Source organism: Modicisalibacter muralis, assembly GCF_900102945.1.
Classification (GTDB): Bacteria; Pseudomonadota; Gammaproteobacteria; order Pseudomonadales; family Halomonadaceae; genus Modicisalibacter; species Modicisalibacter muralis.
Map to the genome: position 1 here is coordinate 156,339 of NZ_FNGI01000006.1, position 26,072 is coordinate 182,410.

The window sequence follows — 26,072 nt, forward strand, 5'->3', positions numbered from 1 at the left end:
CCTTACCGACGAGGGCGCGTCGATGAACGCCGTATCCGCGATAGCTGTCGGCAGGCCACGCATGACTGCTAGAATGCGCGCATGTCCGAATCAGGAAATAGTCACTCATGACGCGCGCAAAGAAGACTCGCTCGATGGCCGACAAGGTGACCATACGCACCGGTCGACGCAAGGATTACCGTAAATGGCGCCACGAAAATCCCGACCAGGTGGCGTCATCGAAACGCTATACCGACAAGAAGCGTCAGCAACGCAAGCTTCAGGCCGAGCGTAAGCTGGCACGCGAACGCAGCGCGCCCACGATCGATGTGCATGGCCAACATGACGGCGAGAACGGCAGCGAGGCCGGTAACGAGAGCGAGAACGACAACGGAGCGACATGATGCGATTGGTTTCTTTCAACATCAATGGCCTGCGCGCTCGGTTGCATCAGCTCGAAGCGCTAGTCGAGGCCCACCAGCCGGATGTCATCGGCCTGCAGGAAACCAAGGTTCATGACGACGAATTTCCTCTCGAGGCAGTTCGCGCCCTGGGCTATCACGTTTACTACCATGGTCAGAAGGGCCACTACGGCGTCGCCCTGCTCTGCCGCCAGCAACCCGAAGCGGTTTTTTACGGCTTCCCCGACGATGGCGAAGATGCCCAGCGGCGCTTGATCGGCGCACGCCTGATCGCCGCGGACGGTGAACCGATCACGCTATGGAACGGCTATTTCCCCCAGGGCGAGAATATCGCGCATCCAACCAAGTTCCCTTACAAACAGCGCTTCTATGCCCAGCTATCGCGACTGCTCGAGGAGGACCATCAACCCGAGCAACGCGTGGCGGTGATGGGCGATTTCAATATCTCACCGGCAGATATCGACATCGGTATCGGTGAATCCAACCGCAAGCGCTGGCTGCGCGAGGGCAAGACCAGCTTTCAGCCCATCGAACGCGAGTGGCTCGGACGCATCAAGAGCTGGGGCATGCAGGATTGCTATCGTCTGTGTTACCCGGAAGCCTGCGACTATTTCAGTTGGTTCGATTATCGCTCGCGCGCCTTCGATCGCGAGCCCAAGCGTGGGCTGCGTATCGATTACATTCTGGTGAGTCCGGCGCTGGTGCCGAGGGTGCGTCAATCGGGTATCGATTATGACCTGCGTGCCATGCCCAGGCCGTCGGATCATGCGCCGGTATGGGCCGAACTGGAGATCTAACCCCGGCTAGCGTTGCTGTCATCCCGGTTATCGGCGCCGTCCTCCAGCATCGAGAGCCAGGCTTCGGCCCGTTTCGACCCGGCCTGACGTGCCGCCTCGAGGGCGCGTCGGGCCGCCTGACGCTTGCCTAGCTCGATATACGCCACACCTTCCAGCAAGCCATTGCGCGCAACATCGCCCCCTGCCTCGCTAGCCTGGCTCAACGCCTCGGCGGCGACCCGCCAGCGCCCCCAGCCATAGGCCAACTCACCCAGACGCTGCCAATCCTCGGCGCGGCCGCTGCGCTTCGCCACCTCACGCCAGGCTTTGATCGCCTTGTCGCGCTGGCGTGCCGCGCTCCACGCTTCGGCCAATAGCCGAGCGTTCTCCAGGCTGTCATCCAGGCGATCGCTGGCCAGGGCTTCAGCGAGGTATTCGCCGCCACGCGCCGGCGTGCCACCGGCGATGTGCAGGCGGATCAACTGCAGCAGATCGGCGTCCGAGGTCAACACGCCACGTCGCCAGGCGGCCTCCCAGATCGCCGCCGCTCGGCCAGGCTGATCCAGCCGCTGGGCCAGGCCGGCGGCGCGGCGCCAGACATCGGGGTCGTCGCCATCGCCGGCAAGCAGCCCATCGAGCACGTCGAGCGCAGCGTCTTCACGACCGGCTCGTTGATAAACGCTCGCCGCCAACTGCATTTGCCGAGTGTTTGGCGATGCGGAAGCCTGGCGCGCCCGATCGATCCAGTCAGCGGCTTGTGACCAGCGCTGCAGGGTTGCCAACGCCTGTGCCTGTAGCCAGAAATCCTCCGCCTCGCCCTGGCCCAGTTCCAGCCAGCGCGCCAGCAACTCGACACCAGCCTGTGTCTGGCCGGCGCTCAAGCGCAAACGCGCTTCCTGATTGAGCCATCGATGGCGTTGCTCGGCATCGATGCCTTCGATACTCCTCGCGGTAGCGAATAGATCGGCGGCACGAATATACTCGCCTTGCCGAGCCAGGGCGGTAGCCGCGAGCTTCAGGAACAGTGTCCGCGCCCAGCGGTCGGCGGCATTGCCACCCTCGAGGCGTTCGGCGGCGCTCTGGGCGTCGCCGGCCACATCGTCATCGCCGCTTGCGAGACGCTGCTGCATGCCCTCGAGACTGCGAATCATATCCGGGCGCAGGGCCGGCGCCGCGCTGGCCGGTATCGGCATCGTCAGGCTGGCGACAATTGTCACTGCAATCAGCCAATATCCGCTCATTCGATAAGGCATCGCTCGCTATCCCTCCAGCCTGAATTCCAGACGCTGGCGCGCTTCGCGCGTACCCGCGGATTCGGAAAACTGCCAGCGCGAAATCGCTTGCATCGCGGCTCGCTCGAAGGTGTGGCGCGGCTGCGCATCGATCACCCGCAACGAGTCGGCATCGACGCTGCCATCGGGCAGAATCGTGAAGCGCACCTCGACATAGCCCTCGAGCCCACGCCGCAGGGCACGCGACGGATACTCCGGCGGTATGCGGCTCGTCGGTTGCGGCGAGTCGATCACCCCCTGAGCCGAGGACGGCGCCCCCCCGCCGGATTGCTCACTGGGCGCTTCATTGGTACGGGCCAGCGCCTGCGATGGCGATGGCGATGGCTGTGCCGGTTCGGGCGCTGGCTGAGGGGGCGATTCGGGCTGCGGCTCCGGTTCCGGCTCGGGTTCCGGCTCGATGGCCGTCAACTCAGGCAGCCGGGTATCCAGCGGTACTTTCGAGACCTCCAAGGGCGGCGTCTCAGGAGTGGGAATGGCGATGGCGCTATCCAGGTTCGGCGCCGGCATCGGCGCGGGCGGCGGTGGCGGCGGCGTTGACACCGGTGGCGAAGGCGCGGCCGGCGCCGGTGCCTCGGCCGAGGGTTGCGGCGTTGGCGCTTCGACCATCGATACCGACACCGGCATCTCGATCACCGGGCGGTCGTCTTCAGGTGGCGCAACCAATAGCGCCAGCAGGGTGAACAGCAACAGGGCCAGCAGCACACCGCCCAGCGAACCCAGGCTCTGTCTCAAGAGTGTCCGCGCTCGCCCATACGGTGCGTTCGACAGCCCTGGCCGCACCCCCATCAACCGCTCCCTCGTGTCGCCGCGACGGCGACCTTATCGACACCGGCGTCACGAATGCGGTCCATGACCTCGACCAGCAGCCCGGTGGTGGAGCTGCGATCGGCTTGCAGCACCACGCCTCCCTCGTCGCTGACCAGTTCGGCGACCTCGGAGCCGACACGATGGATATCCACCGGCTGGCCATCGACCCATACCGCGCCTTCGGCAGTAATCGCCACCATCACCTGGGCATCGGGTCGCGGCGATGCCGCCGACGACTCGGGCCGCTCGATCTCCACCCCGCTCTCCTTGACGAAACTGGTGGTGACGATAAAGAAAATCAGCATGATGAAAACCACATCGAGCATCGGCGTCAGATCGATATCGGTGGTTTCGCTACCGGCCTGTAGCCGACGTCTACGCATGAGAATCCTCCACGGCGCGCGCCATGCGATCATGCAACCGCTGGTCCTCGCGCCGGATCACGTGTTCGAGACGGGTAGTGAACAACAGTCCCACCACCGCGACGGCCATGCCGGCCATGGTCGGCAGAGTGGCCCGCGCGACGCCATCGGCCATGGCCCGGGCCTGACCGATATCGCTCAATGCCAGACTGTCGAAGACATGGATCATGCCGGTCACGGTGCCAAGCAGTCCCAATAGCGGACACAGCGCCACCAGCAGCTTGAGCCACGGCAAGGGTCGGCGCAGGCGTGCGATCAATTCCCGGGTCCATACCTCGCGTAGCGTCAACGCACTCCAGCTGGCATGCTCGCGCCGGGCAATCCAGCGCTCGATCACCTCGCGCCGTGCACGGCGATGAGTGAAGTGCCAGTACAGGCCGCGCTCCAGCACCATGGCGAACAGTGCGCTGGAAACCGCCACGATGATCACCAGCACCACACCACCGGCATCGATCAACCGGCTCAGCGGCTCAAGCAGGAGCGGCATGGCGACGGCTCTCTGGCGCGGCGCGCCGGGATTCCAGATGATCGGCCAGCATGGCACTGGCACGTCCTTCGAGCACGCCGACAAGCTCACGGCTACGACTGGACAATGCGGTATTCGCAAACAGCAGTGGCACGGCAGTAATCAGCCCGAGTACGGTAGTCACCAACGCCTGACTGATCCCACCGGCCATTAGCTTGGGATCGCCGGTGCCGAAGGTGGTAATCGACTGGAATGTGACGATCATCCCGGTAACGGTACCCAACAGCCCCAGCAATGGCGCGATCGCGGCGATCAGCTTGACGATCGGTTGGCCGCGCTCGATACGCGGCTGCTCGGCGAGAATGGCTTCGTCCAGGCGTGCCTCCAGAGCCTCCGGGGCATGGCCCTCGCCTAGTGCATCGAAGCGCGTCAATACGCGCCCCAGTGGGTTATCGTCACGCAATGTTTCAGGCTCGCGGAGTTGTCGGCGCAGGCGCAGCGACACCACCAGCAGGTAAACGTATTGGGCCAACGCCACCAGCAGGCCGGCCACCCCCAGCGCCACGATCACATAACCGACGGCGCCACCTTGCTGGAAGCGCTGCCAAAGGCTGGGCTGCTGGGCCAGCGCGGCGAGAATCTCGCCCTGGGTAGGGTCCAGCGCAATGACGTCACCCTCGCCTTGCTGGAAGGCCAGCAGTTTCTCGGTGACCGACGTCGGCGTACGCTCGGCGACCGCCAGTGGCCCTTCACCGTCGGGTTGGCGCAGCAACTGCCCTTCGCTGAAGGCGCTGAGCGCCCCCAGGCGGATCACTTCGCGCGGTGCCACCTTGCCTTCGCTATCGGCGACCGGGGCCGTGAAACGAACGCCACGACCGCTCTGCACGGTCAACGCCACCAGGCTTTCATTCAGCGCCTGTAGCGTCGCCACATCGAGAAGCCCCTGCTCATCCAGGCGCTGCGGCAATCGTGCGCCGCCACCCACGGTCAACCAGCTTTCGCCCAGCGCATCGCGCAACTCACCGACGTGGCGGCGCACGACGTCGTAAACCCCGTCGAGATCGCCGACTTCGCTATCGCGCCGCTGGCTTAGCTCCGCCAGGCGCTGCTGCTGTTCCGCCTGGCGTGCTTCCAGGGCTTCCCGACGCTCGCTGGCCGCCGCCAGCGATTCGCGTGCTTCGGCCAATGCGGCATCGAGCGCCTCGCGATCATCGAGCAACTCGGCCAGGCGCTGGCTATCGCGGGCACTGGCCGCCGCGCTGTCGGCACGCAATGCCTGCAGCACCTGTTCCGTAGAATCTTGCCGGCTCTCACTGGCCGGTGTTCCGGGAGCTGCCTGGGCAAGCGGCATCCAGAGCACGACAGCCGACAACGCCATAGATGCAGCGAACCTCAATCGCTTTGTCATGAGCGCGCCTCTTTATTCCGCTTCTGGTCATTGCGAGCCTGGCCTTGGGTCACCTCGACCGAAACCGGTAGTGCCAACAGCTCGGGGGCGCGCTGTTCGCGGGCAATGCTCAACCCCTTGCGCAACTCGCCGAGTTGATCGTCATTCAGCGCTTGCCACTCACCGGCCGAGGCTTTCCAAACACCGCCTTCATCGCCATCGGGGGTTAGATAGTAAAAGCCTACGCGACCCAGGCGCAGATACTCGACCTGGCGATCGGCATTGCCTACCAGCGAGCCACGCCAAGCATCGATCTCGCGGCCGTAATCCAGCTCGGCACGCCAGGCACCCAGCAGACGATCGAGTTTGTCGGCGGGCGTCATCGCCGGATTGACGAGCATTGTCTTGAGACTTTCGACGCGCGCCAGACGCTCCTCGCGCAGAAACGGCATGTCGGACTCTATCCACCGGCGCAGGCTTTCGACCATGTCACGCATCGATACCGGCAGCGTTTCGCGTGTTACCGAAAGCTGATCCAGCGCCCGTTCGCGCTGCTCGATGGTGGCGGCCCGGCGCTCGATCAGCGGCGCCAGTTCCGCATTGTAGGCACGCAATCGGTGCGCTTCCCGCTCGGTGGCGCGCAACTCACGCAGCGCCTCGCGCGTGGCATCGTCGGCCGTGTCGATCTTATCCTGCAACTCGGCCTGAGCCTGCTGCGCGGCGATGCTCTGTTCACGCAACGCATCTTGCGCCGGCACCGTCGCACTGATACCCAACAGCAACACCGCCGATAAATGCCAAGGCCGGCGCAACCGCTTACGCAGCTTGTTTTCCGCGATCATCGACTCCTCGCTAGCGCCGCGCATCCCTGAAAACTCCATGCGGCGCACTGAAAAAAGAGCGCCTACGCTAATACAAACAAGAACAATTATCAATAATATGCAAAAGCGAACCATGAAAAAACCGGCTCCAGATTAGAAGCCGGTTTTAGCGCCAGAGACGTTATCGCAGCAGGTTACAGCTTGCTTTCCAACTCCGGCAGAATCGGGAACAGATCGCCGACCAGGCCGCTGAATTTGTGAGAGCGCCACCTGGAAGATCCGATCTTCCCTATAGCTTCTGCTCGAGCTCCGGCAGGATCTGGAACAGGTCTCCCACCAATCCGTAGTCCGCGACCTGGAAGATCGGCGCCTCCTCGTCCTTGTTGATGGCGACGATCACCTTGGAGTCCTTCATCCCCGCCAGGTGCTGGATGGCGCCCGAGATACCCACGGCGATGTACAGCTCCGGGGCGACGATCTTGCCGGTCTGGCCGACCTGCATGTCGTTGGGCACGAAGCCGGCGTCGACCGCCGCCCTTGATGCGCCGATCGCCGCGCCGAGCTTGTCGGCGATGCCGTCGAGCAGCTTGAAGTTGTCGCCGCTGCCCATGCCGCGCCCGCCGGAGATGACCACCCGCGCGCCGCCCAGTTCGGGGCGCTCGCTCTGGGCGAGTTCCTCGCCGACGAAGCTCGACAGGCGGTTGTCGACGACGGTGTCGACAGTGTCGATCGGGGCGCTGTTGCTCTCGCCGACGGCGTCGAAGGCGGTGGCGCGGACGCTGAGCACCTTGAGCGTCTCGGCGCTTTGCACGGTGGCGATGGCGTTGCCGGCGTAGATCGGCCGCTTGAAGGTGTCGGCGCTTTCGACGCTGAGAATATCGGAGAGCGGCGAGACGTCCTTGAGCGCGGCGAGGCGCGGCAGGACGTTCTTGCCGGTGGTCGAGGCGCTGGCCAGGATATGGCTGTAGTCGTCGGCCAGCGCGGCAAGCAGGTCGGCCAGCGGCTCGGCGAGCTGGTGGGCGTAGACGCCGTTGTCGGCGACGCGCACGCGGCTGACGCCGTCGAGCTTGGCCGCCTGTTCGGCGATCGCGCCGACGTTTTCCCCGGCGACCAGCAGGTCGATGTCGCCGCCGTCTGCGTCGGCGATCTGCTGGGCGGCGGCGACCACGTGGGCGGTGGCGCCGGCCAGTTGGCCGTCATGATGATCGGCGAGTACCAGTATGCTCATGAAATCACCTTGGCGTCGTTCTTGAGTTTGTCGATCAGCTCGTCCACCGAGGCGACCTTGATGCCGCCCTGGCGCTCGGCCGGGGTCTCGACCTTCAGCTGGGTGAGCTTGGCGACGAGCTCGACGCCGAGCTCCGCCGGGGTCTTGACGTCGAGCGGCTTCTTCTTGGCCTTCATGATGTCGGGCAGCTTGGCGTAACGTGGCTCGTTGAGGCGCAGGTCGGTGGTGACGATGGCCGGCAGCTTGAGCGATACGGTCTGCAGGCCACCGTCGATCTCGCGGGTGACGTCGACCGTGCCATCCTTGACATCGACCTTGGAGGCAAAGGTGCCCTGAGCCAGGCCGGTCAGCGCGGCGAGCATCTGGCCGGTCTGGTTGTTGTCGCTATCGATCGCTTGCTTGCCGAGGATCGTCAGGCCGGGCTGTTCGTCATCGACGACCCGCTTGAGCAGCTTGGCCACCGTCAGTGCTTCGACGCGCTCGTCGGTCTCGATATGCAGGGCGCGATCGGCACCCAGCGCCAGCGCGGTGCGCAGCTGCTCCTGGGCGGCCTTGGGACCGATGGTGACGACCACGACCTCGCTGGCCACGCCCTTCTCCTTGAGGCGTACCGCTTCTTCCACAGCGATCTCGCAGAACGGGTTCATGGCCATCTTGACGTTGGTCAGGTCGACGTCACTGTTATCCGCCTTGACGCGGATCTTGACGTTGTAATCGATGACGCGTTTGACCGCGACGAGTACTTTCATGGCTTCCTCGCTTGGTTATTGCTCGGTTAGAACCCGTAGGCATATATTCATGCAAGCGTTTGATAGACGATCGAATCTGAAAAAAATGTATAGTGCCATAGCTTTAATCGGCGGCCCAATAATGCGTTTGGTTTGTTTTTGCCGCCACCACCAGGACATCATGCCTTCGTCGTACTCGGTCTATGGGTCGCTAGATCGTTGGCATTTTGCCATTATCATTAGCATGAACCCCGAGTGGAAGCAAACGACCGTTTTAATTATAGTGAGCACCTGACGCCCCGCTTTCCAGTACACCGTGACAGGCTGGCAGCCAACACAACAACACCTCGCTACACTGGCACGAAACAAGAGGAGACAAATCGTGGAACGTGAATCCATGGATTTTGACGTGGTCATCGTCGGCGCCGGCCCCAGCGGCCTGGCCGCTGCCTGCCGCCTGATGCAACAAGCCAACGAGGCCGAACGCGAGCTCAGTGTCTGCGTGGTCGAGAAAGGCTCCGAAGTCGGTGCGCACATCCTCTCCGGCGCGGTATTCGAGACCCGCGCCCTCGACGAGTTGTTTCCCGACTGGGCCGAGCGCGGCGCCCCGCTGACCACCCCGGCGACCCGCGATGACGTCTACCTGCTCAAGAACGCCGAATCGGCCCAGAAGCTGCCCAATGCACTGGTACCCAAAACCATGCACAACGTCGGCGGCGATTCACCGAATTACGTGATCAGCGCCGGTAATCTGTGCCGCTGGCTGGGCGAGCAGGCCGAGGCGCTGGGCGTGGAGATATTCCCCGGCTTCGCCGCTCAGGACGTGTTGATCGACGATGACGGTATCGTGCGCGGTATCGTCACCGGCGACATGGGTGTGGCCGCCGATGGCAGCGAGAAAAGCGGCTACATGCCGGGAATGGAGCTGCGCGCCAAGTACACGCTGTTTGCCGAAGGCTCGCGCGGACACCTCGGCAAGCGCCTGATCGAGCGCTTTGATCTAGCCACGGGCAAGGACCCGCAGCACTACGCCATCGGCCTCAAGGAACTGTGGGACGTGCCCGCCGACAAGCACGAGCCCGGCCTGGTGCTGCACGGCTCCGGCTGGCCGCTGGGCAAGGACAGCCATGGCGGCTTCTTTCTTTACCACGCCGAAAACCAGCAGGTGGTGGTGGGGTTGATCGTCGATCTGAGCTACCGCAACCCCCATCTATCGCCGTTCGACGAATTCCAGCGCATGAAGCACCACCCGCTGCTCAAGCAATACCTCGAGGGCGGCAAGCGCGTGGCCTACGGTGCGCGAGCGATCACCAAGGGCGGACTCAACTGCCTGCCGAAGATGACCTTCCCCGGCGGCCTGTTGATCGGCTGCGACGCGGGCACCTTGAACTTCGCCAAGATCAAGGGTCTGCACACGGCGATGAAATCGGGCATGCTGGCCGCCGAAACGGTCTTCGAGACGCTCGCCTCCGCTGATGAAGGCGCCGATGCGGGTGGTCAGGAGCTGACCGCCTTCACCGCCCAATGGGAACAAAGCTGGGCTTACAAGGAACTGGCCGAAACCGCCAACTTCGGCCCGGCGATCCACAAGTACGGCATCGTGCTGGGCGGGGCTTACAATTTCGCCGATCAGTTACTGGGTGGCAAGCTGCCGGCGGTGCACGACACCAGCGCCGACCATGCCCAACTGCAAACGGCCGAGCACAGCGAAAAGATCGACTACCCCAGACCCGACGGCAAGCTGTCCTTCGACAAGCCCTCTTCGGTGTTTCTGTCCAATACCAACCACGAGGAAGATCAGCCTTGCCACCTGAGGCTGTCGGATCCGGACATCCCGATTCGCGACAACCTGCCCAAATACGCCGAGCCGGCGCAGCGTTATTGTCCGGTGGGAGTGTATGAAGTCGTCGAAGACGACGCCGGCCAGCCCCGCTTCCAGATCAACTTCCAGAACTGCATCCACTGCAAGACCTGCGATATCAAGGACCCGGCGCAGAACATCACCTGGGTCGCGCCGGAAGGCGGCGGCGGGCCCAATTACCCCAATATGTAAAATCGGCGCCAAGGCCTGCCAGTCATGCAAACCCCCTGATTCATCAATCAGGGGGTTTGTCGTCAATCGCCGCTGGCAACGGGTCGCTTTGGATCGGTAATCCAATGGCTCCAGGAGCCGGCATACAGGCGTGGTAGATCGCGACCGATGACCGCGTAAGCAAGAATGTTGTGGCAGGCGGTGACGCCGGAGCCGCAATAGCTGATCGCTCCGTCATGTCGTGGCAGTTCGCTATCGAGCGTGGCGGCGGGCTTGAAGCGCCCGTCGGCGCTCAGGTTCGCCGCGCTGGGCCGACATACGGCACCCGGAATGTGCCCGGCAACCGGATCGATGGGCTCGACCTCGCCGCGAAAGCGCTCCGGGGCGCGGGCATCGATCTTCATGTCGCTCGACGCAAGCACACTATCGGCGCCGACCAGGGCTCGCTCGTTGAACTCGGGCTGCCAGTCGCTCGATGCCGCGAGGGAGACGCCGTGTGTCATCTCGCCGCCTTCACGCTGCCATGCCGTCAATCCCCCATCGAGCACCCGAACATCGGGATGCCCCGCCCAGCAATGCAGCATCCACCAGGCACGCGCCGCCGCCAACTGGCCGCCACGATCGTCGTAGACCACTACCGGCACCTCGGGTGAAACCCCTAGCCGTTGTAGTGTCGCGCTAAACGCAGCGGCACTGGGCAGAGGATGACGCCCCGCTTCGCCAGGCGACGAGGCCAGGTCGCCATCCAGATCGACATGCTGGCTACCGGGAATATGCTCGGCTTCCCACAGGCGTCGTCCGGCGCTGCTCTCTTCCAGTCGCGCGCGACAATCCAGAATGCACAATGGCTCACCGGCCATCAGCGCATCCTGCAACGTCGCGGCATCGATCAGTGGCTGCTTGGCGCTCATGTCATCGGGTCTCCTTGCAAAATCTCCAACGGCGCACGCCCGGCGATCAGGCGCCGACGCCCGGCATGCTCGAAGCGCACCTCGATCACCGGGTTGGCCGGATCGCCTTCGACGACCATGATCTCACCGTCGCCGAATACCTCATGGCGCACCCGTTGCCCCGGCGTGTGGCTCGTTCCTTTACCATAGGCCGCCAATGCACCAGCCGCAGGCATTTCGCGAGCCTGCTGCAGCGCCAGCGTGACATTCAGCGCGCCGAGATAACGCCCAACGAGCGTCGGCGCCGCAACCGATACTGCATCGCTTGTGTCCTCATGCAACGCTTGCGCAATCCGATTGCCATCCTGCCAGGCACTCTCGGCGATGAAACGACTCGGGCGATGCTCGCCGCCATCGTGCAACATCAGCAGGCGTTCGCGGGCCCGGGTAATCGCAACGTAGAACAATCGCCGCTCTTCTTCGAGCCGCTCGTCATCCAATGGATTGTCACGCGTGTAGTGCGGGAAGTCTTCTTCGTTGGTACCCCATAGCGCTACCAGCGGCCACTCGAGACCCTTGGCGCCGTGTACCGTGGTAATCAATACGCCATCGGCGCGATTCTCCACCGGGCGATGCAGCAGATCGATGAAATCCTGCGGCGCCTGGGCCGATTCCTCGGCCTGCTCGATCAGCACGTCGAGCAGGCGCACGTCCTCCTCGCCCTTCTCGCGACGAGCGGCGGCACGCTTGAGCACTTTCTCGGCATCCAGACGCTCGACGATCAGCTCGAGCAGCCGCGCCGGTGGCAACGCCGCCCGCTTGGGCAATTCACAGAGTAACGCCCAACGGCGCTTGAGATTGCGCCGCTGAAATGGCTTGAGACTGGCCAGCAGAGGGTCGTGACGTTCCGGCCAGGTCTGACTCTGTGCCAATTGCCCGGCCAGCGCCTGCAGCCGCTCGCGGGCCACGAACGGCGTCGGCTGCGAGAGTAGTAACAGCAAATGCGCGGGATCGTGCAGCAGCCGCGCATCGCGCGCCAGGCGCAGATAACCGGCCAGCGCCTGGACCAGCGGCAGGCGAAAAACGAAGCGATCTTCCCGCGCGAGGCGAAACGGAATGCCGGCGCGCAGCAACTGCAACTGCACCGATACCGATAGCGCCCAGCTACGCACCAGCACGCAAGCCTGATCCAGACCCCGACCGCTACGCCGCCAGGCGTTCAACTCGTCGATCAGTTGGCCACCGCCTTGGCCGACGTCGAGCGTGGTGCGTGGATTCTCCGATGCGGCCAGGCATAGCTGGTCGGGGCGGCGGCGATTGGCGCGTATGGCGTGATTGGCCGCAAGGGCCAGCGCGTGACCATGGCGAAACGTGGTCGACAGCGGATAGTCGCTGGACTCGCCGAAAGTGGCGGCGAAACGTTCGAGCATGTAATCAGGACGCGCGCCGCGCCACTCATAGATGCATTGATTCGCATCGCCGACCGCCATCACGGCGGCTCGCTGCCCCGCCAGCATGGCGAGCAGGCACTGCTGAGCCTGGTTGATATCCTGGTATTCATCGACGATCACGTGATCGAGAAAACCCTGAACGCGGGTGCGGGCTTCGTCATTGGCTTGCAGACAGCGCAACGGTCTATAGAGCAGGTCGGCGTAGGTCATGCGCCCGTGCTGTTCGAGCAACGATTCCAGTTGCTCGTAGGAATCGACGAAATGCTCGGTATTCGGCCCGAAATCGAGCCGCTCATAGAACTCGCCGGAGCCAATCATCTCAGCCTTGACCAGCTCGCAGAAACTTCCCAACGCCTCGATTCGATCGGCTTCGAGGGCCGTTTCACGCGTCGTATCATCCGCCCCGCCGAGCGCCAGCATTACCGCCTGGCGCAGCAGTCGCTCGCGTTGCCAGTCGGCGCTCAGCAACTCACGCGGTGGTAAATATCCCCAGCGCGTCAGGCTTTGGGTGAGACGATGACCAATCGAATGGAAAGTGCGCACCTCGGGGAGCGCTTGACCGGTTGGTGCCAGCGACACGAGTTTGGCGGTAAAGTCTTCACGCGCGGCGCGGTTGAACATCAACACCAGAATACGCCGTGCCGGCACACCCTCGGCCAGCAGATGCAACACCCGCAAAACCAGCGTGGTGGTCTTGCCCGCTCCGGCCACTGCCGCAACCCGCGCATGGCCGCTACCATGGCCGATCACGGCCTGCTGTTCTTCGGTTAGCCTCACGCCTGCTCCGCGTCGATACGCCCCAATGGTTGCCAGACGCCGTCGCTAATCAGACCAAGTTCCATCAATGCCTGGCCGTCGCGTGGCTTACGTTCGTGGGCGAGTTCGATCAAGCGGTAATAGACATTGCGGTTGAGCCGCGCAGCGAGGCCGAAGCGCACCGCCACTTCCGGCACCGGCTCACCCTGGGGAGTCTCGCTAACTTGCAGACGGTGCGACTCACCCAACGCCACGCGATCGCCGACGTTGGTGGTCAGCCACCAGATAGAGCTGTCGCCCTCGCCTTCGCACTCGGCATCGACGATCAGAAACGCATGATCCTCGACACGGATACGGACCTTCTCGACCGGCGTCACCAGACAATAGTCGCCATTGGCCTCGCGGCGCAGCACGGTCGATAACAACCTCACCAGACGCGGGCGGCCAATCGGTGTACCTTCATGCACCCAACTGCCATCGGCGCGAATCACCAGGTCCATCTCGCCGCAATGGCTCGGGTTCCATTGATCGACCGGCGGGATCTTGCCATCGGGTTCGATCTGGGAAAGCAACGGTTCCAGCGACATGTGTCGTCCACTCCCTGTAGCAGCGATCGAGTGTGGCGCCGATCACGGTTAGCGATCAAATCAGATTGGCATCCACCAGCACCTGGCGCATATCGTCGGAGGCCTGGGGTGCCGCGGCATTAAACAACCGATAGAAGTTGGCGGTCGTCTGCATTGCCACTTCATCGACGCTGATACCCCGCTCACGGGCGATGCCCTCGGCGACCTCGACGACCCACTGCGGCTCGTTGGGCTTGCCACGGTGCGGTACCGGGGCTAGATAGGGGCTGTCGGTCTCGATCAGCAGGCGATCCAACGGTATCGCTCGCGCCAGCTCGCGAATCGCCTCGGCATTGCGGAACGTGACGATGCCCGACAGCGAGATCATGAATCCATGCCGCACGGCCTCGCGGGCCATGTCCAGATCCTCGGTGAAACAGTGCAGCACGCCGCCGACAGCCGGATCGGTGTACTCGCGAATCAGCGCCAGGGTATCTTCCTTGGCTTCACGGGTATGCACGATGACCGGCAGTTCTAGCTCAGTCGCGGCGATCAGGTGGCGCTTAAAGCGTTCATGCTGGACGTCGTGAGCAACGCCATCGTAATGGTAATCGAGGCCGGTCTCGCCGATGGCGACGGCCTCGAAACGCTCGGCGCAGGCCTTGATCGTCTCGACATCGGGTTCGGATTCGATGCGATGCAGCGGATGCACGCCCACCGAAATCACCACATCGTCATGCTGACGGGCGATCTCGGCCAGGCCGGCAACGTCTTCGAGGGTAACGGCGATAGCCAGGAACCGATGCACGCCACGCGCGCGCGCGGCATCGAGCGCGGCGTCAAGACTACCGCCATGGGCGGAAAGGTCGAGGCGATCGAGATGGCAATGGGAATCGACAAACATGACAAATCCATTATGACGTAAGTACGACGCTTTGCGTCTTGAAGCTGGAAGAACGGCGCTACGCGCCTTGAAGAAAGAAGAAAATATCGGCTACGGGTTGCCTTCCCTCTTCCCTCTCCCTCTTCTCTCTTACAGGGTGTAAGTGGGCGTGCCCTTATCCAACTGCCCCGCCAGGTGGTTCTCGATGCGATCGCGCACGACCTGGTCATCAGCGCTGAAATGAACGCCGATACCCGGCACGCGCCGCCCCGAGACTCCCGGCGGTGATATCCACACCACCTGGCCGGTGACCGGCAAACGCTCGCTCTCATCGGGCAGCGTCAACAACACGAAGACCTCCTGACCAAGAGCATAGCGCTCCTGAGTCGGCACGAAGATGCCACCCCGCTCCAGGGTCGGCATGTAGGCCGACAGCAGAGTCTGGGTATCGCGGATCGTCAGTGATAGCGCTTTTTGGCCAACCATTGGCGTGCCTCGCAACGAGCCCGGCTCCGATCAGGAGCGCAACAGGGCGGACCAGCGGACCAGCCAGGCTTCTAGCACTAGCTGGGGATTGGGGTTGCCCCCGGCGACCAGCAAGCGTCGCTGCTCACGGGCATAGTCGAGCAGGCGGAACCAGTCGCGCACACGGGCATTCTTCACGGCCTGGCGGTACAAAGGCAGCAGATCGGGATTGCGTACCTGCGTGGTATCTCCCGATAGCCCCAGGCGAATCAAGTCTTCAAGCCAGGCAATACCGTACCACAGGATACCTTCGACCGCCTGACGATCGAGACGCGCCGCTTCGGCCACCGGCTCACTACCGCGCACCAAGGCATCGAACAGTTCCTGGAGTTCCTGGCGCAGCACGCGCGACTCGGCGCCGGCCAATTCACGGGCCAACAAGGGAAGCCCACCGGCCACGCGCAGCCAGAACATGGCGTCAGCGCCCTCGTCCAGCGCCTCACGCAACCAGGACAGGCATTCCTCGGGCGCCGGCACAGCCAGCGCCCAGTGCTGGCAGCGCGAGCGGATGGTCGCCAACATGCGCGAGGGAATATCCGCCAATAGGATGAATAGCGTACGCTCCCCCGGCTCTTCGAGGCTCTTGAGCAGCGCGTTGGATGCGGCCACGTTCATCGCTTCGGCGGGTTGCAGTACGATCACCCGATAGCCGCCTTGCTGGGCGGTCTGGGCAACAAAGGCGTTGACGTTGCGGATTGGATCGATGCGTATCTGGCGGCTTTTCTCCGCCGGTGACACGCGCAGCAGATCGGGATGATAACCGGCGGTGAGCATCTGGCAACTATGACACTGGCCGCAGGCGGTCGAGGTGGGCGCGCGACATAGCGTGCGCGCCACCAGCGCGTCGGCCAATACCTGGGTCCCCGCCCCCTGCGCGCCGGAAAGCAACAGCGCATGGGGTAGCTGCCCTTCATCCTGAAGGCGCGTCAGTCGCTCCCAGTGCGACTGCTGCCAAGGCAGTGGGATCATGTCCATGCCGCCAACCTTTGAGTCAAACACTGCTCGATACTTTCGCCAACGGCGTCCAGGGAACGCGATGCATCGACGATCGCGAAGCGCTGCGGCGCCGCCCTGGCGCGCTGCAAATAGCTTTCGCGCACGGCGGCGAAAAACTCGCCGCGCTCACGTTCGAAGCGATCGCGCTCGCCGCCACGGGCTACCACCCGTGCCTGGGCGGCTTCGACCGACATATCGAGCAACAGGGTCAGATCTGGCTGCAGCCCCTGCTGAACCAGCGTTTCCAACATGGCGATACGCTCGGCATCGATACCCCGTCCCCCGCCCTGATAGGCAAAAGTGGCATCGGTAAAGCGATCGCAGACCACCCAGGCCCCGCGCTCCAGCGCCGGGCGAATCTTGAGCTCCAGGTGCTGGGCGCGAGCGGCGAACACCAGCAACAGTTCGGCGTCGCCGGACAACGGTTCACCGGGCGTCGGATCCAACAGCAGCTCGCGGATGGCTTCGGCACGCGGCGTGCCACCCGGCTCGCGAGTCCGCACCACCTCGATACCGCGCGCCTCGAGAAAATCGCATACCAGGCCGAGGTTGGTACTCTTGCCAACCCCCTCGCCACCCTCGAGCGTGATAAAGCGTCCGCGTGTCTGCATGTGTCTTGTGACTCCCTGCATCGTACCCAGTCGTAATGGCAGCCGCGCTATCGGCGATTTAGGATGTAGCGCTGCACCGCCGCGTTATGCTCGCGCAGGGTACTCGAGAAGTGGTGGCCACCATCGCCCGTGGCAACGAAATACAACGCATCGCCCTCGGCCGGATGAACCGCTGCCTCGAGCGCGGCGCGCCCAGGCATGGCGATCGGTGTCGGCGGCAAACCCGGGATCACATAGGTATTGTAGGGTGTCGACCGGCGCAGGTCGGCGCGCGTGATGTTGCCGTCGTAGTCGTCGCCCAGGCCATAGATGACCGTTGGGTCCGTCTGCAGGCGCATGCCACGTTCCAGGCGGCGCTCGAACACGCCGGCGATGCGATGCCGCTCGCCGTCCACACCGGTTTCCCGCTCGATCAGCGAGGCCAGGATCAGCGCCTCATAGGCGGAATCGATGACCAGGCCGTCGTCGCGCTCGGCCCATACCGCCGCCAGAGTCTTTTCCATGCGCTGGTAGGCTTGCCTGAGTATTTCCAGATCGCTAATACCCTTGTGATACTGGTATGTATCGGGAAAGAAGCGCCCTTCGGGATGCTCGCCGGGGTGCCCCAGCGCGGCCATCACCTCGGCATCACTCATCTTGGCGGTACTATGTTGCAGCTTGGGTGCCGCCGCCAGTAATACGCGCATTTGCTCGAAGGTCCACCCCTCGGGGATGGTCAACGGGTAGGTCACCACGTTGTCGCTGCCCAGCAGCCCGATCACTTTGCGACCGCTCATGCCCGGTTCGAGCATGAACTCACCGGCGCGCAGCGCGGGTAGCTCATCGGGAAAGACACGCACCAGCAGGCGAAAAGGCCAGGCTTCGGCAATGATGCCTCGCTCGTCGAGATCCCCCATCACCTGATCGAAGCTGGCCCCGCGGGGAACCTCATAAATCGTCGACTCCTCGATAGCAATCGGCGCCTCGAGGCGGCTTTGCCAGTAGCGAAAACCGGCAAAGGCCGATAGTGCGGCAATGATCGCCACGATCAGCAGGACTTTCACCCAACGCATAGTCATCCTTAATCAATTCGTTCAGTCGGCCAACCCCGGATAACCGAGCAAGGCGTGGCCAGCGTTCTGGAGTGGCCGATGAATCGCCGTGATCGGCCAGCGAGCGACGGTGTTACCCTCGGCATCGTCGAGGCGCGCCACCGGCCACACGCCCTGCACCGAATTTCCCAGCCATAGGGCATCGACGCCAGCGAGTTCGTCAGTATCCATCGCGACTTCGGCGATCGGCCGTTCGGCCAGCAGCGCCGCGCGCAACGTTCCGGCCACGCCGCAGGCATCGAGTCGTGGTGTCTCCCAGCGACCGTCGCGCTGCCAGAACAGATTCATGCAAGTCGCCTCCACCAGCCGCCCTGCGCTATCGCACAGCAGGCCCTCGGCAATGTCGGGGTCGTTCCACTCCTGGCGGGCGAGCACGTTTTCCAGGCGATTGAGATGCTTGAGACCGGCAAGGCACGGCTGAATTGCCAGGCGAAGCCGGCATAACCGCACGCGGATACCTTCGCGCCAGCGCTCCTGATGGGGAGCAAACGCCGAGAATTGCCAGCGCAGGCTGGGTTGCGGATCAGCCGGTGGTAGATAGCCGCGACCACCGCGACCACGCGTCACCACCAGCTTGAGTACATGCAAACCCTGGCCGGCCTGAGCCGGCAGCGTATCGAGCATGGCGCGCTCGGGGCCGACAAAACCAAGCCGAACGCATCCCCGCGCGAGCCGCTCCATATGCGCTTCCCACAATAACGGCTCGCCATCGCGCACGAGGACGGTCTCGAAGAGACCGTCCCCATAGGCAAAACCGCGATCGTCGAAGGGTATTACCGTGTCGTGCATGCCGGTTCAGGCGCGGCCGAAGATCAGCGAGCCGTTGGTGCCGCCAAAACCGAAGGAATTGGACAGCGCATAGCCGATGGCCATTTCGCGCGCGGTATGCGGTACGTAATCGAGGATGCAGCCTTCCTGCGGGTTGTCCAGGTTGATGGTCGGCGGAGCTACCTGGTCGCGCAGCGCGAGTATGCTGAAGACCGCCTCGACGGCACCGGCGGCGCCCAGCAGGTGGCCGATCATCGATTTGGTCGAACTGACCGCTACATTCGATGCCGCATTGCCCATCACCCGCTCGACGGCACGACTCTCGGCCAGATCGCCGGTCGGCGTGGAAGTGCCATGGGCATTGATATACGCAATCTGCGACGGATCGAGTTCGGCATCGCGAATCGCGTTGCTCATGGCCATAGCCGCACCGCGACCGTCTTCCGGCGGCGCCGTCATGTGATGGGCATCGTCGCTCATGCCGAACCCCTTGAGCTCGGCATAGATGGTTGCGCCACGCTTCTTGGCATGCTCGTATTCTTCGAGCACCAGCACCCCGGCACCGTCGGAGAGCACGAAGCCATCACGATCGCGGTCCCAAGGCCGACTGGCCGATGTCGGCTCGTCATTGCGCGTCGACAGCGCACGCGCCGCGGAAAAGCCACCCAGGCCCAACGGCGTGGTCGCCATCTCGGCACCACCGCAGATCATCACATCGGCATCGCCATAGGCTATGGTGCGCGCACCATAGCCTATGTTGTGAGTACCCGTGGTGCAGGCGGTCGTGATGGCGATATTGGGGCCACGAAAACCGTGCTGGATCGCCAGATTCCCGGCGATCATGTTGATGATCGAGCCAGGCACGAAGAATGGCGAGATGCGCCGGGCGCCGCCCCTGTTGAGCGCGTTGTGATTGTGCTCGATCATTGGCAGACCACCAATGCCCGAACCGATGGCCACGCCGATACGGTGGGCACTGCGCTCGTCGCACTCGAGACCGGCATCGTCGATCGCCTGGCTGCCTGCGGCAATCCCATACTGGATGAACAGGTCCATCTTGCGTGCATCCTTGGGATTCAGATAAGGGCTGATATCGAAGTCCTTCACCGAACCGCCAAAGCGGGTATTGAAGCCACTGGTGTCGAAATGCTCGATCGGGGCAATGCCACTCTTGCCTGCCAGGATATTGTCCCAGCTCTCCTTGACGGTGTTACCGACCGGTGTCACTAGACCCAGCCCGGTCACCACGACCCTTCTACGAGGCATCAGCTCTCCTCCTGACGTCCATAATCGGCACGCTTTTCGCCCGGCGCACCATCGCTGCGCGCATTATACCCGAAGCATACTGGCTATGGGTCGGCAGTGCACAAAAACGAAAGCCGCTCTGTTTCCAGAACGGCTTTCGTGCTTGCCAGCGGTCGAGACCGCATTACATCACTTACTGATGAGCAACGACGTAGTCGATCGCTTCCTGAACGGTAGTGATCTTCTCGGCTTCCTCGTCGGGAATTTCGGTATCGAATTCCTCTTCGAGCGCCATCACCAACTCGACGGTATCCAGAGAATCCGCGCCGAGATCTTCGGTGAAGGAAGAAGTGTTCTGGATGTCCTCTTCCTTGACGTTCAGGCGCTCGGCCACAACCTTCTTCACGCGCTCTTCGATGGTGCTCATTGTGTCTTCACTCCTAGTGGTACATATCCGCCAGCCAAAAACTGCCGGGTAGTTTATAGACGGCCCCAAGCCGACGCAACCAAGGCGTCGACCGCAGCCTCAACGCATGTTCATTCCACCGTTGACCTGCAGTGTCTCACCGGTAACGTAACCGGCGGCGTCACTGGTCAAAAACCCCACGACTGCGGCGATCTCTTCGGGCTTGCCCAGCCGCGCCAGCGGAATCTGGGTAAGCAGTGCCTGATGCTGAGCCTCCGGCAGCGCCTCGGTCATGTCAGTGGCAATAAAGCCCGGAGCCACTGCATTAACGGTGATTCCGCGAGATGCCACTTCACGCGCCAGAGCACGCGCAAAGCCTTCCATGCCGGCCTTGGCGGCAGCATAGTTGGTTTGGCCCAGGTTGCCCATGGTCGCGACTACCGAACTGATGCAGACAATCCGCCCGAAACGCGCCTTTGTCATGCCACGCACACAAGCCTTGGTAACGCGATAGACGGACTTCAGATTAGTGTCGATCACCGCATCCCACTCGTCCTCTTTCATGCGCATCAACAGATTGTCGCGCGTGATGCCGGCATTATTGACCAGAATGGTCGGCGCGCCGAACTCGTCGCCAACGGCCTTGATCAGCGCATCGACGCTGGCCTGGTCGGTGGCATCGAGCACGCGACCGGCGCCCTCGATGCCCTGTGCCTTGAAATCGGCATCGATTCTATCGGCACCCTGTTCGCTGGTCGCGGTACCGATGACCAATCGACCCTGGCGACCGAGCTCATGGGCGATGGCACGACCGATGCCACGACTGGCTCCGGTAACCAACGCAATTCTGCGTTCGCTCGTCATAATGGCTCCTCAATGAGTCATGCGTCTGGCTGGTCGAGCGTCTCGCGCGCCAGTTCGAGCGCGGCGGACAAGCTTTCGGGATCGTTGACCGCCAGTCCCTTGGCACCGCGGGCGATACGCTTGTTGAGTCCGGTGAGCACCTTGCCCGGACCGCATTCGATAAAGACCTGCGCACCCTGGCCGACCATCGATTCGATGCAATCGGTCCAGCGCACCGGCCGGTAGAGCTGCTCGATCAGCCGCGTCCTGAGCGTCTCGACATCGCCAGGCGCCTGGGCATCGACGTTCTGTACCACCGTATAGCGCGGCATCTTGATCTCGATGGATTCCATCGCCTCGGCCAGCCGCTCGGCGGCCGGCATCATCAGCGCGCAATGCGACGGCACCGACACCGGTAGCGGCAACGCCCGCTTGGCGCCGGCTTCCTGACACAACGCAATGGCTCGGTCCACGGCGGTTTTCTGGCCGGCAACCACCACCTGGCCGGGCGCATTATAGTTGACCGCCGCTACCACTTCACCCTGGGCGGCGTCGCGGCAGGCGGTCTCGACCGCCGCGTTGTCGAGACCCAGTACCGCGGCCATGGCGCCTTGGCCGGCCGGAACGGCATCCTGCATGGCCTCGCCGCGCAACTTGACCAGGCGCACGCCCTCGGCAAAAGTCAGCGCCCCGGCACACACCATGGCGCTGTATTCGCCCAGACTGTGACCGGCCATGGCAAGCGGTCGCGGCCCTTCGAGCTCTTGCCAGACACGCCACACGGCGACACTCGAGGTCAGCAGCGCCGGCTGCGTGCAGGCCGTCGCATTGAGTGCTTCTTCAGGGCCTTCCTGCACGACATGCCAGAGGTCGTAACCCAGCGCATCGGCGGCTTCCTCGAAGGTCGTGCGTACCACGCTGTAGCGTTCGGCCAGCTCCCGCAGCATGCCTAGGTGCTGGGAGCCCTGCCCCGGAAATACAAGGGCCAGGGATTGAGTCATGGCATTCACCTTTCAGGATTGAAATCTTGGGACTGCGAACGGGTTGGAAACCCGCTATCGCGTCGACCGCACGCGATCGACGCGATAGCGGACCGCTGGCCCAACTCACGCTCGAGATGCTCCGGTAGATTCATGCGAACCTCCTGCACCGCCCGTGACACGGCACAGGCGAAGCCCTGGGCATCGGCACGCCCGTGACTCTTGATCACGATGCCTGCCAGCCCCAACAGACTGGCGCCATTGTAACGCACCGGGTCGAGCCGACGCTTGACCCGGTGCAGCGCCGGTCGCGCCAACCAGCTGACCAGCCGACTACCCCAATGGGCATCGAAGGTCGCCTGCACCCGCTCGACCAGCATTCGCGCCAGACCTTCACTGGCCTTGAGCACGATATTGCCGACGAAGCCATCGCAAACCACGACATCGGCGCTGCCGTTGAACACGCCATCGCCCTCGACGAAGCCGATGTAATTGATCTCCGGCATGTCTCGTAGCCGGGCATCGGCCTGGCGCACGCTCGCGGTGCCCTTGGTCGCTTCGACGCCGACATTGAGCAGCGCCACGCGCGGACGCGCCAGGCCATCGACCTGGCGTGCCATGACGCTGCCCATCAGCGCGAACTCGACCAACCGCTGTGCCGAGGCTTCGATATTGGCGCCCATATCGAGCATATAGCAGCGACCGCCACCCTGAGTGGGAATGGCGGTACTGATAGCCGGGCGGGGTATTCCCGCCACCGTGCCCAGCGCACGCCGAGACAGTGCCATCAACGCACCGGTGTTGCCGGCGCTGACCCCGGCCGCAGCGCGTCCGGATGCGACATCCTCGAGCATCAGCGCCAGACTGGAGTCCCGGGCCGCGCGTAATGCACTGGAGGGCTTCATATCCTGGGGAATGATCCGCGGCGCATGACTGGGAAGCAAACGTGAGCCGACCCCATGCAGCCGCCTGGGCAGACGCGCCAGCTCGGCTTCCAGCATATCGAGCGGCCCATACAGGCACGCTTCGAGCTCAGGATGGACGAGCAGCGCTTCGGCCGTGCCCCAAACGGTAGCGCGGGGACCGAGGTCCCCGCCCATCGCATCGATGGCAATCCGCACGATTAGATAGGAAACGCTGCCAGAGCAATCGCCGACTTAAACGTCGACGACCTTACGACCACGGTAGAAGCCGTCCGGGGAGACATGGTGGCGCAGATGCGTGGTGCCGGTTTCCTTGTCCTGAGCGAGTGCCGGTGAGGACAAGGCATCGTGGCTACGACGCATGCCGCGCTTGGAACGGGTTTTGCGGTTCTGTTGAACTGCCATGAGCTATCACTCCAGAGTGTATCGGGTTGAATTCAGTGTTTGTCCTTCAACGTACGCAGCACGTCGAAGGGGCTTTCCGTCGGCTCTTCCACAACCTCGGAGTCCTCGCCACTGGCCATCTGATCCCGCGAAACCGCGCACTGGGTTTCATCGTGATAAACGACCTGCGGCAGACTGAGGATGAGTTCATCCTCGATCACCGGCAGCAGATCAAGCTGTTCGTTTTCCACCAATACCGGCTCGTACGCATTCGAAAGCTCCGCCGCCAGTGCATCGCTAGCCACCATGCCCAACAGGAAATGGCTCTCGAGAGTTACCGGCATGGGCTCGAGGCAGCGCCGACACGGCAATTGCACGTCGGCCTTCAGCCACCCTTCGATGAAACGCCGCCCCTGGGTGTCGATGCCGAAATCCAGGCGGACCTCGCCATCGCCCTGCTGCTCGCCGGCTTCTTCAGCAAAACGCGTCATGCCCGCGAGCGATATCAGGCCCTCGATGCGTTCGGCATTGGCGGCGAGCCGATAAGGCTCGACCCGGATAGGAAGTCTTGTGGTCAACATGGCGCGCAATAATAGGGATTCCCCCGAGGCCTGTCAAAGCGCAGCTTGCACCGCGCTATACAGGACAAGGCATGACGCGGCAAACTGGCCAGCAATTCGATCCACGACAAGGAATTACCCGCATGAATAACCATCGACGCCTGGTTCTCGCTTCGGGCTCGCGCTGGCGTCGCCAATTGCTCGACAGGCTGGAGATTCCCTACGCCTGGGCCAGTCCCGATATCGACGAAACACCCCATCCCAATGAGACACCCGAGGCGCTGGTGCATCGTCTGGCGCTCACCAAGGCCGAACGCATCGCCGCCGATTATTCCAAGCATATCGTCATCGGCTCGGATCAGGTCGCGGTATTCGATGGCGAGATACTCGGCAAGCCCGGCAATACGGCTACTGCCCGAGCCAATCTGGCGCGTTTTTCCGGCCAACGCGTGCGCTTCATTACCGGCCTGGCGGTGATCGACACCTCGCGCGCCTGGCACCGGGTCTGTCACGAACGTTTCGATGTCGTATTTCGCAAGCTCAGCGACGCCGAGATCGAACGCTACGTGGCGCGCGAGCAGCCCCTCGACAGCGCCGGCAGCTTTCGCATGGAGGGGTTAGGCATCACCCTGTTCGAGCGCCTTGAGGGCGACGACCCCAACACCCTGATCGGCCTGCCACTCATTCGCCTGTGCGCGCTGCTACGCGAAGCCGGCATTGATCCCTTGCTGGACCCGGTTTCCGACGACTAAGGCAGCTCATAGCGCAGCGGCGAAACCGTCCTTGGCAGCCCCAGCCACTCGACGGCGACACGCCCGAACTGCCGCGAGAAACGTTCGAATGGATCGAGCGCCGGCGTGTAATCGCGCGTGCGGGGTTCGCCCAGCCGCTCCCGGGCCAACTGATCGAGGCTCTTCAAGCCATCGATGAGCCCCAGTTCGAGCGCTTGCTCGCCAGTCCAGATCAGCCCCGAGAACAACCGCGGGTCATCGACCAACCGGTCGCCCCGACCGGCCTTGACGTCATCGATGAACTGTCGGTGGGTGGTTTCCAGCACCTGTTGCCAGAAATCCTGCTGGTCGGGGGCGATTTCGCTGAACGGATCGAGAAACGCCTTGTTCTCGCCCGCCGTGAAGACGCGCCGCTCGACACCCAGTCGCTCGATCGCTTGCTCGAGCCCGAAGCCCGCGTAGATCACCCCGATCGAGCCCACCAGGCTGGCCGGTGCCGCATAGATGGCATCGGCACCGGCAGCGATGTAATAGGCGCCGCTGGCGCCGATGTCCTCGACCACTGCGTAGATTGGCTTGTCACCCAGGGCGCTCAGGCGACGCAGTTCGTCGTAGATGCGCTGGGATTGCACCGGGCTACCACCGGGGCTGTTGATGTGCAACACCACCGCGCGGGCCTCCGGGTGCTCCCATGCCCGACGCACCCCCTCGATGATGCGCTCGGCGCTGGCCGCGGAGTCGGCATCGATCACGCCCTCGACCTTGACCACGCCCAAATGCTTACCCGTAGGCAGCGGCACGCTGCTCGCCAAGAACACCCCATACGCACCCAGCGCCAATGAAGCCAGAATCAGCGCTGCGAACAGAAAACGAAAGAATAGTTTCCAACGCCGCGTGCGACGCTGTTCGGTGAGCACGCCACCAATCCAGCGATCCATCATCTCGAGCTGCGCCAGTCGCTGGCGCTCGCGCAGCGTATCGGCATCCTCGTCCGACGGTGTTTGGGCCGACGCTTCCCGGCCCGGCTTCTCAGGATCGACCTGGGGGCCCTGGGTCCACTGGTCGTAGCGTTCGTCGTCACTCATCGGCAGTCTCGCTGGCGG

The 26,072-nt window shown here is 63.3% G+C and carries 29 protein-coding genes; 4 read left to right on the forward strand and 25 right to left on the reverse strand.

Annotated features, from left to right (window positions below; all coding sequences use genetic code 11):
- The first annotated feature begins 107 nt into the window (after positions 1-107).
- Together BLR92_RS11860 and xthA are read left to right on the forward strand one after the other, a co-directional pair.
- On the forward strand, positions 108-383 hold the full coding sequence (locus BLR92_RS11860) for a hypothetical protein (protein WP_245704190.1): 276 nt from the start codon (positions 108-110) through the stop codon (positions 381-383).
- The gene (gene xthA, locus BLR92_RS11865) at positions 383-1,198 is read left to right on the forward strand and encodes an exodeoxyribonuclease III (protein WP_089728809.1); all 816 of its coding nucleotides are present in this window, start codon (positions 383-385) and stop codon (positions 1,196-1,198) included. The genes BLR92_RS11860 and xthA overlap by 1 nt, the downstream gene beginning before the upstream one ends.
- Here the strand turns inward: xthA and BLR92_RS11870 are convergent.
- The 8 genes from BLR92_RS11870 to BLR92_RS11905 form a co-directional block, all read right to left on the reverse strand.
- Entirely contained in the window at positions 1,195-2,430 is a 1,236-nt protein-coding gene (locus BLR92_RS11870) for a heme biosynthesis protein HemY (RefSeq protein WP_089728811.1), read from the reverse strand. The genes xthA and BLR92_RS11870 overlap by 4 nt on opposite strands.
- 6 nt (positions 2,431-2,436) lie before the next feature.
- Positions 2,437-3,201: an energy transducer TonB gene (locus tag BLR92_RS11875; protein ID WP_089728953.1), complete on the reverse strand. Its 765-nt coding sequence runs from the start codon at positions 3,199-3,201 to the stop codon at positions 2,437-2,439.
- A 53-nt stretch (positions 3,202-3,254) separates the two neighbouring features.
- Complete coding sequence (locus tag BLR92_RS11880; RefSeq protein ID WP_175488796.1) at positions 3,255-3,659, reverse strand: ExbD/TolR family protein; 405 nt, start codon at positions 3,657-3,659, stop codon at positions 3,255-3,257.
- Positions 3,652-4,185, reverse strand: coding sequence for a MotA/TolQ/ExbB proton channel family protein (locus BLR92_RS11885; protein WP_089728815.1), 534 nt, complete (start codon positions 4,183-4,185; stop codon positions 3,652-3,654). The genes BLR92_RS11880 and BLR92_RS11885 overlap by 8 nt, the downstream gene beginning before the upstream one ends.
- Entirely contained in the window at positions 4,169-5,542 is a 1,374-nt protein-coding gene (locus BLR92_RS11890; protein ID WP_089728817.1) for a MotA/TolQ/ExbB proton channel family protein, read from the reverse strand. The genes BLR92_RS11885 and BLR92_RS11890 overlap by 17 nt, the downstream gene beginning before the upstream one ends.
- 26 nt (positions 5,543-5,568) lie before the next feature.
- Positions 5,569-6,417: a DUF3450 domain-containing protein gene (locus BLR92_RS11895; RefSeq protein WP_245704191.1), complete on the reverse strand. Its 849-nt coding sequence runs from the start codon at positions 6,415-6,417 to the stop codon at positions 5,569-5,571.
- 244 nt (positions 6,418-6,661) lie between these two features.
- A complete protein-coding gene (locus BLR92_RS11900) occupies positions 6,662-7,600 on the reverse strand; it encodes an electron transfer flavoprotein subunit alpha/FixB family protein (RefSeq protein WP_089728819.1) in 939 nt (312 codons plus the stop codon).
- Positions 7,597-8,349, reverse strand: a complete 753-nt coding sequence (locus BLR92_RS11905) for an electron transfer flavoprotein subunit beta/FixA family protein (protein WP_089728821.1) — start codon at positions 8,347-8,349, stop codon at positions 7,597-7,599. The genes BLR92_RS11900 and BLR92_RS11905 overlap by 4 nt, the downstream gene beginning before the upstream one ends.
- A gap of 376 nt (positions 8,350-8,725) precedes the next feature.
- Here BLR92_RS11905 and BLR92_RS11910 point away from each other — a divergent pair, with 376 nt between their 5' ends.
- Entirely contained in the window at positions 8,726-10,381 is a 1,656-nt protein-coding gene (locus BLR92_RS11910; RefSeq protein ID WP_089728957.1) for an electron transfer flavoprotein-ubiquinone oxidoreductase, read from the forward strand.
- A gap of 62 nt (positions 10,382-10,443) precedes the next feature.
- On the opposite strand, the gene BLR92_RS11915 is transcribed toward BLR92_RS11910, so the two are convergent.
- The 16 genes from BLR92_RS11915 to BLR92_RS11990 all read right to left on the reverse strand — a co-directional run bounded on the left by BLR92_RS11915 (position 10,444) and on the right by BLR92_RS11990 (position 24,259).
- Positions 10,444-11,271, reverse strand: a complete 828-nt coding sequence (locus tag BLR92_RS11915) for a sulfurtransferase (protein ID WP_089728823.1) — start codon at positions 11,269-11,271, stop codon at positions 10,444-10,446.
- Entirely contained in the window at positions 11,268-13,478 is a 2,211-nt protein-coding gene (locus BLR92_RS11920; RefSeq protein WP_089728827.1) for an ATP-dependent helicase, read from the reverse strand. The genes BLR92_RS11915 and BLR92_RS11920 overlap by 4 nt, the downstream gene beginning before the upstream one ends.
- A complete protein-coding gene (locus BLR92_RS11925) occupies positions 13,475-14,044 on the reverse strand; it encodes a DUF1285 domain-containing protein (protein WP_089728829.1) in 570 nt (189 codons plus the stop codon). Before BLR92_RS11925 ends, BLR92_RS11920 begins: the two co-directional genes overlap by 4 nt.
- A gap of 55 nt (positions 14,045-14,099) precedes the next feature.
- Positions 14,100-14,927 carry a TatD family hydrolase gene (locus tag BLR92_RS11930; protein WP_089728831.1) on the reverse strand — a complete coding sequence of 276 codons (828 nt, stop codon included), beginning with the start codon at positions 14,925-14,927 and terminating at the stop codon, positions 14,100-14,102.
- Positions 14,928-15,056: 129 nt separating this feature from the next.
- On the reverse strand, positions 15,057-15,392 hold the full coding sequence (locus BLR92_RS11935) for a PilZ domain-containing protein (protein ID WP_089728833.1): 336 nt from the start codon (positions 15,390-15,392) through the stop codon (positions 15,057-15,059).
- 30 nt (positions 15,393-15,422) lie between these two features.
- Positions 15,423-16,406 carry a DNA polymerase III subunit delta' gene (locus BLR92_RS11940; RefSeq protein WP_089728835.1) on the reverse strand — a complete coding sequence of 328 codons (984 nt, stop codon included), beginning with the start codon at positions 16,404-16,406 and terminating at the stop codon, positions 15,423-15,425.
- Positions 16,397-17,038: a dTMP kinase gene (gene tmk, locus BLR92_RS11945; protein WP_089728837.1), complete on the reverse strand. Its 642-nt coding sequence runs from the start codon at positions 17,036-17,038 to the stop codon at positions 16,397-16,399. Before tmk ends, BLR92_RS11940 begins: the two co-directional genes overlap by 10 nt.
- 47 nt (positions 17,039-17,085) lie before the next feature.
- Positions 17,086-18,096, reverse strand: a complete 1,011-nt coding sequence (mltG, locus tag BLR92_RS11950; protein WP_089728839.1) for an endolytic transglycosylase MltG — start codon at positions 18,094-18,096, stop codon at positions 17,086-17,088.
- Between the two features lie 15 nt (positions 18,097-18,111).
- Positions 18,112-18,918 (reverse strand): aminodeoxychorismate lyase, encoded by an 807-nt coding sequence (gene pabC, locus BLR92_RS11955; RefSeq protein ID WP_089728841.1) that lies wholly within the window; start codon positions 18,916-18,918, stop codon positions 18,112-18,114.
- 6 nt (positions 18,919-18,924) lie between these two features.
- Complete coding sequence (gene fabF, locus BLR92_RS11960) at positions 18,925-20,163, reverse strand: beta-ketoacyl-ACP synthase II (RefSeq protein WP_089728843.1); 1,239 nt, start codon at positions 20,161-20,163, stop codon at positions 18,925-18,927.
- A 172-nt stretch (positions 20,164-20,335) separates the two neighbouring features.
- On the reverse strand, positions 20,336-20,569 hold the full coding sequence (acpP, locus tag BLR92_RS11965; RefSeq protein WP_011506901.1) for an acyl carrier protein: 234 nt from the start codon (positions 20,567-20,569) through the stop codon (positions 20,336-20,338).
- 99 nt (positions 20,570-20,668) lie between these two features.
- Positions 20,669-21,412 carry a 3-oxoacyl-ACP reductase FabG gene (gene fabG, locus BLR92_RS11970; protein WP_089728846.1) on the reverse strand — a complete coding sequence of 248 codons (744 nt, stop codon included), beginning with the start codon at positions 21,410-21,412 and terminating at the stop codon, positions 20,669-20,671.
- Between the two features lie 17 nt (positions 21,413-21,429).
- Positions 21,430-22,392, reverse strand: a complete 963-nt coding sequence (fabD, locus tag BLR92_RS11975; protein WP_089728848.1) for an ACP S-malonyltransferase — start codon at positions 22,390-22,392, stop codon at positions 21,430-21,432.
- 5 nt (positions 22,393-22,397) lie between these two features.
- Positions 22,398-23,492 carry a phosphate acyltransferase PlsX gene (gene plsX, locus BLR92_RS11980; protein ID WP_089728850.1) on the reverse strand — a complete coding sequence of 365 codons (1,095 nt, stop codon included), beginning with the start codon at positions 23,490-23,492 and terminating at the stop codon, positions 22,398-22,400.
- Positions 23,493-23,528: 36 nt separating this feature from the next.
- Positions 23,529-23,699 carry a 50S ribosomal protein L32 gene (gene rpmF, locus BLR92_RS11985; RefSeq protein ID WP_089728852.1) on the reverse strand — a complete coding sequence of 57 codons (171 nt, stop codon included), beginning with the start codon at positions 23,697-23,699 and terminating at the stop codon, positions 23,529-23,531.
- 32 nt (positions 23,700-23,731) lie between these two features.
- Positions 23,732-24,259, reverse strand: a complete 528-nt coding sequence (locus BLR92_RS11990; RefSeq protein ID WP_089728854.1) for a YceD family protein — start codon at positions 24,257-24,259, stop codon at positions 23,732-23,734.
- Between the two features lie 122 nt (positions 24,260-24,381).
- On the opposite strand from BLR92_RS11990, the gene BLR92_RS11995 reads away from it, so the two are divergent.
- Positions 24,382-24,990, forward strand: a complete 609-nt coding sequence (locus BLR92_RS11995; protein ID WP_089728855.1) for a Maf family protein — start codon at positions 24,382-24,384, stop codon at positions 24,988-24,990.
- On the opposite strand, the gene sppA is transcribed toward BLR92_RS11995, so the two are convergent.
- Complete coding sequence (sppA, locus tag BLR92_RS12000) at positions 24,987-26,054, reverse strand: signal peptide peptidase SppA (protein ID WP_089728858.1); 1,068 nt, start codon at positions 26,052-26,054, stop codon at positions 24,987-24,989. The two genes, BLR92_RS11995 and sppA, sit on opposite strands and share 4 nt — an antisense overlap.
- Positions 26,055-26,072 lie beyond the last annotated feature (18 nt).